Source organism: Enterobacter cloacae complex sp.6700776, from assembly GCF_048284255.1.
Classification (GTDB): domain Bacteria; phylum Pseudomonadota; class Gammaproteobacteria; order Enterobacterales; family Enterobacteriaceae; genus Enterobacter; species Enterobacter intestinihominis.
Genome location: NZ_JBLVYK010000014.1, coordinates 93,587 through 104,749, shown reverse-complemented (window position 1 = coordinate 104,749; position 11,163 = coordinate 93,587). Strand labels below are relative to the sequence as shown.

Below are 11,163 nucleotides of genomic sequence, written 5' to 3'. Positions count from 1 at the left end.
ATGGTAGTGTGGGGTCTCCCCATGTGAGAGTAGGGAACTGCCAGGCATCAAACAGAAAGAACCCCGTACCGGAAGGTGCGGGGTTTTTTGCTTTGTGCGTTCTGAAAAGTCGGGTGGTGGCCCCACCTTACCCGCCCTACATGCTTTCCCTCCTTGAAACTTTCTCACCTTTCGCTTGCAGACTCGACATTAAGCCCGTTTCTGGCTATCGTTAGCTGTCTGGATGTCTAAACGTTTATACGTATGCTGTGAGGATTTAAGGTTATGCCGATTCGGGTGCAGGACGAGCTACCAGCCGTCAATTTCTTGCGTGAAGAGAATGTCTTCGTCATGACGGCTTCGCGTGCGACAGGTCAGGAAATTCGCCCGCTGAAGGTGCTTATTCTCAATCTGATGCCAAAAAAGATCGAAACGGAGAACCAGTTCCTGCGTTTGCTCTCCAACTCTCCGCTTCAGGTTGATATCCAGCTGCTGCGCATTGACGCCCGTGAGTCACGCAACACGCCTGCTGAGCATCTGAATAACTTCTACTGTAATTTTGAAGATATTCGCGATGAGAATTTCGATGGACTGATCGTCACCGGCGCACCGCTGGGTCTGGTGGAATTTAATGACGTTGCCTACTGGCCACAAATCAGGCAGGTGCTGGAGTGGGCAAAAGATCACGTCACGTCCACCTTATTTGTCTGTTGGGCGGTACAGGCCGCGCTGAATATCCTCTATGGCATTCCCAAGCAAACCCGCAGCGACAAACTTTCTGGCGTATACGAACACCACATTCTTCACCCGCATGCGCTGCTGACGCGTGGTTTCGATGACACTTTCCTGGCTCCGCATTCTCGCTACGCCGATTTTCCGGCACAGCTGATCCGCGATTACACCGACCTGGAAATCCTGGCCGAAACGGAAGACGGCGATGCCTACCTGTTCGCCAGTAAAGACAAACGCATCGCGTTCGTTACCGGCCATCCTGAGTACGATCCGCATACCCTCGCGTCAGAGTATTTTCGTGACGTTGAAGCGGGTCTGAATCCGGATGTCCCGTACAACTATTTCCCGAAAAACGATCCGCAAAACACGCCTCGGGCAACCTGGCGTAGTCACGGAAATCTGCTGTTCACTAACTGGCTCAACTATTACGTCTACCAGATTACGCCGTACGATCTGCGCCACATGAATCCGACGCTGGAGTAATCGTCTGCATTAAACGATCCTAAAGCGTTTCAGCTATTCACATCAGGCACCTTCGGGTGCCTTTTTTATTTCCGAAAACCAACTCAACATCGTGAAAAATTTTAATCCCATATTAATCATACAGTTGTGATTGGATATGAATTAAAATGGAAATTGTTTTTGATTTTGGAAAAATTATAGATAGTCTTAATTCTGCTGAGCGAAAACTACACAACGATCTTTCGCTCGCATCGGGGGCGTGATTTTGGATCTTTGATGAGGAGCAGAACGATGACTCAACAGGCAACAACGGTCGATGAACTGACCTTTACCCAGCCGAATGGTGAGCAAGAACAGCAAGTTTTGACGGCAGAAGCGGTAGAGTTTCTGACTGAACTGGTGACTCGCTTTACGCCACAGCGTAATAAACTGCTGGCGGCACGCATTCATCAACAGCAGGAGATCGATAACGGCAAGTTGCCAGGGTTTATTTCGGAAACCGCTTCCATTCGTCATGGTGAATGGAAAATTCGCGGAATCCCTGAAGATTTACAGGATCGTCGCGTAGAGATCACCGGCCCGGTAGAGCGCAAAATGGTGATTAACGCCATGAATGCCAACGTCAAAGTATTTATGGCGGACTTCGAAGATTCCCTCGCGCCGGACTGGCAGAAAGTTATCGACGGGCAGATCAACCTGCGCGACGCCGTCAACGGCACCATCAGCTATACCAACGAAGCCGGTAAAATTTACCAGCTCAAACCGAATCCGGCGGTGCTGATCTGCCGCGTACGCGGTCTGCATTTGCCAGAAAAACACGTTACGTGGCGCGGAGAAGCGATTCCGGGCAGCCTGCTCGACTTTGCGCTGTACTTCTTCCACAACCATAAGAACCTGCTGGCGAAAGGCAGCGGCCCCTATTTCTATCTGCCGAAAACCCAGTCCTGGCAGGAAGCGGCGTGGTGGAGTGAAGTCTTCAGCTACGCAGAAGACCGTTTCAGCCTGCCGCGCGGCACCATTAAGGCCACGCTGCTGATTGAAACCCTGCCAGCCGTATTCCAGATGCATGAGATCCTCCATGCGCTGCGTGACCATATTGTGGGCCTGAACTGCGGCCGCTGGGATTACATCTTCAGCTACATCAAAACCCTGAAAAACCATGCCGACCGGGTATTGCCGGATCGTCAGGTTGTCACCATGGATAAACCCTTCCTCAGCGCCTACTCGCGCCTGCTGATTAAGACCTGCCACAAACGCGGCGCCTTTGCGATGGGCGGTATGGCGGCCTTTATCCCGAGCAAAGACGCAGAGCGTAACAACCAGGTGCTCAACAAGGTGAAAGCCGATAAAGAACTGGAAGCCCGTAACGGCCACGACGGGACGTGGATTGCCCACCCCGGTCTGGCCGACACGGCGATGGAGGTCTTCAACCGCGTACTCGGCGATAACAAAAACCAGCTGTTTGTAACCCGTGAAGACGATGCGCCAATCGCAGAAGAACAGTTGCTCGCGCCGTGTGCGGGCGAGCGTACGGAAGAGGGCATGCGCGCCAATATTCGCGTCGCCGTGCAGTACATCGAGGCATGGATCTCCGGCAACGGCTGCGTGCCGATCTACGGTCTGATGGAAGATGCCGCCACGGCGGAAATTTCACGTACCTCCATCTGGCAGTGGATCCATCATCAAAAAACGCTCAGCAACGGCAAACCGGTCACCAAAGCCCTGTTCCGTCAGATGCTGGCCGAAGAGATGCGGGTCATCCAGGACGAACTGGGCGAGCACCGCTTCAGCAGCGGGCGTTTTAATGACGCTGCGCGCCTGATGGAGCAAATCACCACCTCTGATGACTTAATCGACTTCCTGACCCTGCCGGGCTACCGCTTCCTGGCGTAATTCACCACATAACAATATGGAGCATCTGCACATGAAAACCCGTACCCAACAGATCGAAGAGTTACAAAAAGAGTGGACCCAACCGCGCTGGGAAGGCATTCGCCGTCCGTACAGCGCAGAGGAAGTGGTGAAGTTACGCGGCTCGGTTAACCCGGAGTGTACGCTGGCGCAGAACGGCGCGGCGAAAATGTGGGATCTGCTGCACGGGGGATCTAAAAAAGGTTATATCAACAGCCTCGGCGCACTGACTGGCGGTCAGGCATTGCAGCAGGCGAAGGCCGGCATTGAAGCTATCTATCTTTCCGGCTGGCAGGTCGCGGCGGATGCTAACCTGGCCTCCAGCATGTATCCGGATCAATCTCTTTATCCGGCGAACTCGGTGCCGTCAGTGGTAGATCGGATCAACAATACCTTCCGCCGTGCGGATCAGATCCAGTGGGCGGCGGGCATTGAGCCCCACGATCCGCGCTTTACTGATTATTTCCTGCCGATCGTCGCCGATGCGGAAGCCGGTTTCGGCGGCGTGCTGAACGCCTTTGAGCTGATGAAATCGATGATTGAGGCCGGTGCAGCGGCCGTACACTTTGAAGATCAGCTGGCGTCGGTGAAGAAGTGTGGGCATATGGGCGGGAAAGTGCTGGTGCCAACTCAGGAAGCGATCCAGAAGCTGGTTGCCGCGCGTCTGGCTGCTGACGTGCTCGGCGTGCCGACGCTGGTCATTGCTCGTACCGATGCGGACGCAGCGGACCTGATCACCTCTGACTGCGACCCGTACGACAGCGAATTCATCACCGGCGAACGCACCAGCGAAGGGTTCTATCGCACGCATGCCGGTATTGAACAGGCGATCAGCCGCGGCCTGGCGTATGCACCTTACGCCGACCTGGTCTGGTGTGAAACCTCCACGCCGGATCTGGCGCTGGCGAAGCGCTTTGCCGATGCGATTCATGCGAAATATCCGGGCAAGCTGCTGGCCTATAACTGTTCACCGTCCTTCAACTGGCAAAAAAATCTGGACGACACGACCATCGCCAGCTTCCAGCAGCAGCTGTCGGATATGGGCTACAAGTACCAGTTCATCACCCTGGCGGGTATCCACAGCATGTGGTTCAACATGTTCGACCTGGCGCATGCCTACGCACAGGGCGAAGGCATGAAGCACTATGTTGAGAAGGTACAGCAGCCAGAATTTGCGGCGGGTAAAGAGGGTTACACCTTCGTTTCGCACCAGCAGGAGGTGGGAACCGGCTATTTCGATAATGTGACCACGATTATTCAGGGCGGGACTTCCTCCGTCACGGCATTAACGGGCTCAACGGAAGAAGCACAGTTCTGATCTTTCCCCCTCTCCCCCCCCGGGGAGAGGGTTGGGGTGAGGGAGAATATATGTCGCGTGGTCTTGAATTACTGATTGCCCAAACTATTTTGCAGGGCTTCGATGCCCAGTATGGCCGCTTTCTGGAAGTTACCTCTGGCGCGCAACAGCGTTTTGAGCACGCCGACTGGCATGCGGTTCAGCAGGCCATGAAGCAGCGTATCCATCTTTATGATCACCATGTAGGTCTGGTGGTGGAACAACTGCGCTGTATCACCGACGGTAAAAGCCCGGATGCGGAATTTTTACTGCGCGTGAAAGAGCATTACACCCATCTGTTACCCGACTACCCGCGCTTCGAGATTGCGGAGAGCTTTTTTAACTCCGTCTATTGCCGGTTATTTGACCACCGCTCATTATCTCCTGAGCGGTTATTTATCTTCAGCTCCCAGCCCGAGCGACGCTTCCGAACCATTCCGCGTCCGCTGGCGAAAGATTTCTTTCCCGATCGCGGCTGGGAAAAGCTCCTGCACCGCGTCTTAACGGATTTGCCGCTGCGCCTGCCGTGGGAGAATAAACCCCGGGATATCGGCTATATCCACGCGTATCTCAGTGAAACCTTCGGCGAGGCGGTGCTCAGCCGCAGCCATTTGCAGGTTGCCAACGAGCTTTTCTACCGCAATAAGGCCGCCTGGCTGGTGGGTAAACTGGTTACGCCGACAGCCATCGTGCCGTTTCTGCTGCCCATTCACCGTACCGACGACGGCGAACTGTTTGTCGATACCTGCCTGACTACCAGCGCTGAGGCGAGTATCGTATTTGGCTTCGCACGCTCCTATTTCATGGTCTACGCCCCGCTGCCCGCCGCCCTGGTGGAGTGGCTGCGCGAGATCCTGCCGGGCAAAACCACCGCCGAGCTGTATATGGCGATTGGCTGTCAGAAGCATGCCAAAACGGAGAGTTATCGGGAATACCTGCGTTATGTCACCACGGCTGATGAGCAGTTTATCGAAGCGCCGGGTATCCGCGGCATGGTGATGCTGGTTTTCACACTGCCGGGATTCGACCGGGTGTTTAAGGTGATTAAGGATAAATTCGCCCCGCAGAAAGAGATGAACGCAGCCCACGTCCGTGCCTGCTATCAGCTGGTAAAAGAGCACGATCGCGTCGGGCGAATGGCCGATACCCAGGAGTTTGAAAACTTTGTGCTGGATAAGCAGCAGATCGATCCGGCGCTAATGACGCTACTCATGCAGGAAGCGCCGACGAAAATTACCGATCTTGGCGATAAGATTGCGATCAGCCATCTCTACATTGAGCGCCGTATGGTGCCGCTAAATATCTGGCTGGAACAGTCAGAGGGCCAGGCTTTACGTGATGCCATCGAAGAGTACGGCAACGCCATCCGCCAGCTCGCCGCTGCCAATATTTTCCCCGGGGATATGCTGTTTAAAAACTTCGGCGTCACCCGTCACGGGCGGGTGGTGTTCTACGATTACGATGAAATTTGCTACATGACCGAGGTAAATTTTCGCGATATCCCGCCGCCGCGCTACCCGGAAGATGAACTGTCCAGCGAGCCGTGGTACAGCGTCTCGCCGGGCGATGTGTTTCCGGAGGAGTTTCGCCACTGGCTGTGTGCGGACCCACGCATCGGGCCGTTATTTGAAGAGATGCATGCCGATCTGTTCCGCGCCAGCTACTGGCGCGGGCTGCAAGCGCGGATTAAAAACGGGCACGTGGAAGATGTCTACGCTTACCGCCGCAAGCAGCGGTTTTGCATCCGCTTTTCTCCCTCTCCCGCAGGGTAAGGGCATCATGTTTTCTCCCTCTCCCTGTGGGAGAGGGCCGGGGTGAGGGCACCAGACCGCCCTCAATCCTAGCGAATCCCACCATACGCCAGCGTCACCTCTTTTGCGGCCTTAATCACCAGCGCACCCAGCTCGGTGACGCGGTCGTCGGTCATACGTGAAATCGGCCCGGAGATGGAGATGGCGGCAAACGGCTCGCGGTGTTCGTCGAAAATACAGGACGCGAGGCAGCGCAGCCCGAGGGCATGTTCTTCGTCATCAAACGAATAGCCGCGCTTGCGGGTCAGAGCCAGATCTTCTTTCAGATGCACCGGCGACACCAGGGTGGCGTGGGTGTAGGCGTGCAGACCTTTACGGTGCAGCAGACCCGTCACCTGCTCTTCGCTAAGCTGCGAGAGAAACGCTTTCCCTGCGCCAGAGGCATGCATCGGCAGCTTGCCGCCAATCGGTGCAGACATGCGCATCAGCTGCGTACACTGCACCTGGTCGATGATAATCGCCTGATGATCGCTCTGATCCAGCACGGCCAGGTTTACCGTCTCGCCGGACTCCTCCATCAGCTTGCGCAGAATCGGGTGGACAATCGCCAGCAGGTTGCGGCTTTGCAGAAAGCTGCTGCCGACAATAAACGCATGTGCGCCCACCGCCCAGTGTCCCAGCTCGCCCACCTGACGCACGAAGCCCAGCTGCTGCATGGTGGTCAGCAGACGGTGCGTGGTGGAGTTCGGCAGGCCAGCCTGCTGCGCCAGCTCTGTCAGGGCCACGCTACCATGCGATTCGGCTATCCATTCCAGCAGCTTCAGGCCGCGCGTCAGGGATTGAACCTGTCCGCCAGGTTGTGCAGCGGTGGTTGCAGCAGGTTTTCTGCCGCGTTTAGCGGGAACGGTCGTAACCATGACGAACTCCTTTTTCTGTATCGTGGAAATCATTTTCGTTTTATTTGGTGGTTTTGCAACCGCTTTCCTGACTGATCGGAGGAGTGATAGTGAACATGTCTCATGTTACCGCTGTGTGACTTTTCGACCCTTAGAGATTATGCCAGTATGGAACGCAGCCTTTTGGCCATGTTGAACGTTGTCGGGAGCAAGTGTGAGCAGCAAAGTAGAGCAACTGCGTGCGCAGTTAAATGAACGAATTCTGGTGCTGGACGGCGGCATGGGCACCATGATCCAGGGCTATCGTCTGAGTGAAGACGATTTCCGTGGAGAGCGCTTTGCCGACTGGCCTTGTGACCTGAAAGGAAACAATGACCTGCTGGTGTTGAGCAAACCCTCTGTCATCAGGGATATCCACAACGCCTACTTCGAAGCGGGTGCGGATATTGTAGAAACCAACACCTTCAACTCGACAACCATCGCCATGGCGGATTACCAGATGGAATCCCTGTCGGCGGAGATCAACTTTGAAGCGGCGAAACTCGCCCGCGCCTGCGCCGACGAGTGGACGGCCCGCACGCCGGACAAGCCGCGCTATGTTGCCGGGGTGCTGGGCCCGACCAACCGCACCGCGTCGATTTCTCCGGACGTGAACGATCCAGCCTTCCGCAATATCACCTTTGACCAACTGGTGGCCGCGTATCGTGAGTCCACTAAAGCGCTGGTGGAAGGCGGTTCCGACCTGATCCTGATTGAAACCGTATTCGACACTCTCAACGCCAAAGCCGCAATTTACGCGGTGAAAGAGGAGTTCGAGGCGCTGGGCGTTGACCTGCCGATCATGATTTCCGGCACCATCACCGATGCCTCGGGGCGCACGCTTTCCGGCCAGACAACCGAAGCGTTTTATAACTCTCTGCGCCATGCCGAAGCGCTCTCCTTCGGCCTGAACTGCGCGCTGGGGCCGGACGAGCTGCGCCAGTACGTGCAGGAGCTTTCGCGCATCGCAGAGTGCTACGTCACCGCCCACCCGAACGCCGGTCTGCCGAACGCGTTCGGTGAGTATGATCTGGACGCCGATACCATGGCGGCGCAAATCCGCGAGTGGGCCGAATCTGGCTTCCTCAACATCGTCGGCGGCTGCTGCGGCACCACGCCAGAGCACATCGCCGCCATGAGCCGCGCCGTCGCCGGGCTTGCACCGCGCAAGTTACCCGAGCTTCCGGTAGCCTGCCGTCTGTCCGGCCTTGAGCCGTTGACCATCGGCGACGACAGCCTGTTTGTGAACGTGGGTGAACGTACCAACGTCACCGGTTCTGCGAAGTTCAAGCGCCTGATCAAAGAAGAGAAGTACAGCGAAGCGCTGGACGTTGCCCGCCAGCAGGTGGAGAGCGGCGCGCAGATTATCGATATCAACATGGACGAGGGGATGCTCGACGCCGAAGCGGCGATGGTGCGCTTCCTCAACCTGATTGCCGGCGAGCCGGACATCGCCCGCGTGCCGATCATGATTGACTCTTCCAAATGGGACGTCATCGAAAAGGGGCTGAAGTGCATTCAGGGCAAAGGCATCGTTAACTCCATCTCAATGAAAGAGGGCGTCGATACCTTTATCCACCACGCGAAGCTGGTGCGTCGCTACGGGGCCGCCGTGGTGGTGATGGCCTTCGATGAAGTGGGCCAGGCCGATACCCGCGAGCGCAAAATTGAGATTTGCCGCCGGGCGTACAAAATTTTGACCGAAGAGGTGGGCTTCCCGCCGGAAGACATTATTTTCGACCCGAACATCTTTGCTGTCGCAACCGGCATTGAAGAGCACAACAACTACGCCCAGGACTTTATCGGCGCGTGTGAAGACATCAAACGCGAGCTACCGCATGCGCTAATTTCCGGCGGCGTGTCGAACGTCTCGTTCTCGTTCCGCGGCAACGACCCGGTGCGTGAGGCCATCCACGCCGTGTTCCTCTACTATGCCATCCGCAACGGGATGGACATGGGGATCGTTAACGCCGGACAGCTGGCGATTTACGACGACCTGCCCGCAGAACTACGCGACGCAGTAGAAGATGTGATCCTCAACCGTCGCGACGACGCCACCGAACGCATGCTGGATCTGGCGGAAAAATACCGCGGCAGTAAAGCTGACGAATCAGCCAACGTTCAGCAGGCCGAATGGCGTTCCTGGGATGTGAGAAAGCGTCTGGAATACTCGCTGGTAAAAGGCATTACTGAGTTCATTGAGCAGGATACCGAGGAAGCGCGTCAGCAGGCAGCCCGTCCGATTGAAGTGATCGAAGGGCCGCTGATGGACGGCATGAACGTGGTCGGCGATCTGTTCGGCGAGGGCAAAATGTTCCTGCCGCAGGTGGTGAAATCCGCCCGCGTCATGAAGCAGGCCGTGGCTTATCTTGAGCCGTTTATCGAAGCCAGCAAAGAGAAGGGCTCCAGTAACGGTAAGATGGTCATTGCCACCGTGAAGGGCGACGTGCACGACATCGGCAAAAACATTGTCGGCGTGGTACTGCAATGCAATAACTACGAAATTATCGATCTTGGCGTGATGGTCCCGGCGGATAAAATCCTCAGGACCGCTCGCGAAGTGAATGCGGATCTGATTGGTCTTTCCGGGCTGATTACGCCGTCGCTGGACGAAATGGTCAACGTGGCAAAAGAGATGGAGCGCCAGGGCTTCACTATTCCACTGCTGATTGGCGGGGCAACCACCTCGAAAGCCCACACCGCAGTGAAAATCGAGCAGAACTACAGTGGGCCGACGGTGTATGTCCAAAACGCCTCGCGCACCGTGGGCGTGGTCTCCGCGCTGCTGTCTGACACCCAGCGCGATGACTTTGTCGCCCGCACCCGCAAAGAGTATGAAACCGTCCGCATTCAGCATGGACGTAAGAAACCGCGCACGCCGCCGGTTTCGCTTCAGGCGGCACGCGATAACGATCTGGCGTTCGACTGGTCCAGCTATACGCCGCCGGTCGCGCACCGTCTGGGCGTGCAGGACGTGACGGCCAGCATCGAAACGCTGCGTAACTACATCGACTGGACGCCGTTCTTCATGACCTGGTCGCTGGCGGGCAAATATCCGCGCATTCTTGAAGATGAGGTAGTAGGCGAAGAGGCGAAACGCCTGTTTAAAGATGCCAACGATATGCTCGACAGACTGAGCGCAGAGAAAGCCCTCAACCCGCGCGGCGTGGTGGGGCTGTTCCCGGCGAACCGCGTGGGTGACGACATAGAAATCTACCGCGATGAAACCCGCACCCATGTGCTGGCCGTGAGCCACCATCTGCGCCAGCAAACCGAGAAAGTGGGCTTTGCCAACTACTGCCTGGCGGATTTCGTCGCACCGAAACTCTCCGGTAAAGCCGACTATATCGGCGCCTTTGCCGTAACCGGTGGTCTGGAAGAAGACGCGCTGGCGGACGCGTACGACGCACAGCACGATGATTACAACAAAATCATGGTGAAAGCGATCGCCGATCGCCTGGCGGAAGCCTTTGCTGAGTACCTCCACGAGCGCGTACGTAAGGTGCACTGGGGCTACGCGGCGAATGAGAATCTCAGCAACGAGGAGCTGATCCGCGAAAACTACCAGGGCATTCGTCCGGCACCCGGCTATCCGGCCTGCCCGGAACACACCGAGAAGGGCACTATCTGGAAACTGCTCGACGTGGAAGCGCATACCGGCATGAAACTTACCGAGTCGTTCGCCATGTGGCCGGGCGCGTCCGTTTCCGGCTGGTATTTCAGCCACCCGGACAGCAAGTACTTCGCCGTGGCACAGCTTCAGCGGGATCAGATTGAAGACTACGCCCTGCGAAAAGGCATGAGCGTGTCAGAGGTGGAACGCTGGCTAGCGCCGAATTTAGGCTACGACGCAGACTAACGTCACTTTTCCTTACAACAAACAGGGCACCGCTATGGTGCCTTGTCTCTTTCTTACGTTTAAACCCTTATACTGGAAGAAGGTTCTTACTACATTGCCCGGCGGCGCTGCGCTGACCGGGCCTGCGCGTAGGCCGGATAAGGCGTAGCCGCCATCCGGCAAGATAACGCGCAACAAGCCTCAGGAAAACAGATAACG

6 protein-coding genes are annotated in these 11,163 nt (G+C 56.4%); 5 read left to right on the top strand and 1 reads right to left on the bottom strand.

The window, feature by feature from the left end:
• The first annotated feature begins 264 nt into the window (after nucleotides 1-264).
• The 4 genes from metA to aceK all read left to right on the top strand — a co-directional run bounded on the left by metA (nucleotide 265) and on the right by aceK (nucleotide 6,192).
• On the top strand, nucleotides 265-1,194 hold the full coding sequence (gene metA, locus ACNQ0T_RS17840; RefSeq protein ID WP_022646716.1) for a homoserine O-acetyltransferase MetA: 930 nt from the start codon (nucleotides 265-267) through the stop codon (nucleotides 1,192-1,194).
• 270 nt (nucleotides 1,195-1,464) lie between these two features.
• The gene (gene aceB / locus ACNQ0T_RS17835; RefSeq protein WP_417930280.1) at nucleotides 1,465-3,066 is read left to right on the top strand and encodes a malate synthase A; all 1,602 of its coding nucleotides are present in this window, start codon (nucleotides 1,465-1,467) and stop codon (nucleotides 3,064-3,066) included.
• 31 nt (nucleotides 3,067-3,097) lie between these two features.
• Nucleotides 3,098-4,402, top strand: coding sequence for an isocitrate lyase (gene aceA, locus ACNQ0T_RS17830; RefSeq protein ID WP_023299080.1), 1,305 nt, complete (start codon nucleotides 3,098-3,100; stop codon nucleotides 4,400-4,402).
• A 50-nt stretch (nucleotides 4,403-4,452) separates the two neighbouring features.
• Entirely contained in the window at nucleotides 4,453-6,192 is a 1,740-nt protein-coding gene (aceK, locus tag ACNQ0T_RS17825) for a bifunctional isocitrate dehydrogenase kinase/phosphatase (protein WP_150312708.1), read from the top strand.
• A gap of 68 nt (nucleotides 6,193-6,260) precedes the next feature.
• On the opposite strand, the gene iclR is transcribed toward aceK, so the two are convergent.
• Nucleotides 6,261-7,088 (bottom strand): glyoxylate bypass operon transcriptional repressor IclR, encoded by an 828-nt coding sequence (gene iclR, locus ACNQ0T_RS17820; protein ID WP_022646720.1) that lies wholly within the window; start codon nucleotides 7,086-7,088, stop codon nucleotides 6,261-6,263.
• A 193-nt stretch (nucleotides 7,089-7,281) separates the two neighbouring features.
• Here iclR and metH point away from each other — a divergent pair, with 193 nt between their 5' ends.
• On the top strand, nucleotides 7,282-10,965 hold the full coding sequence (gene metH, locus ACNQ0T_RS17815; RefSeq protein ID WP_022646721.1) for a methionine synthase: 3,684 nt from the start codon (nucleotides 7,282-7,284) through the stop codon (nucleotides 10,963-10,965).
• Nucleotides 10,966-11,163: the final 198 nt, after the last annotated feature.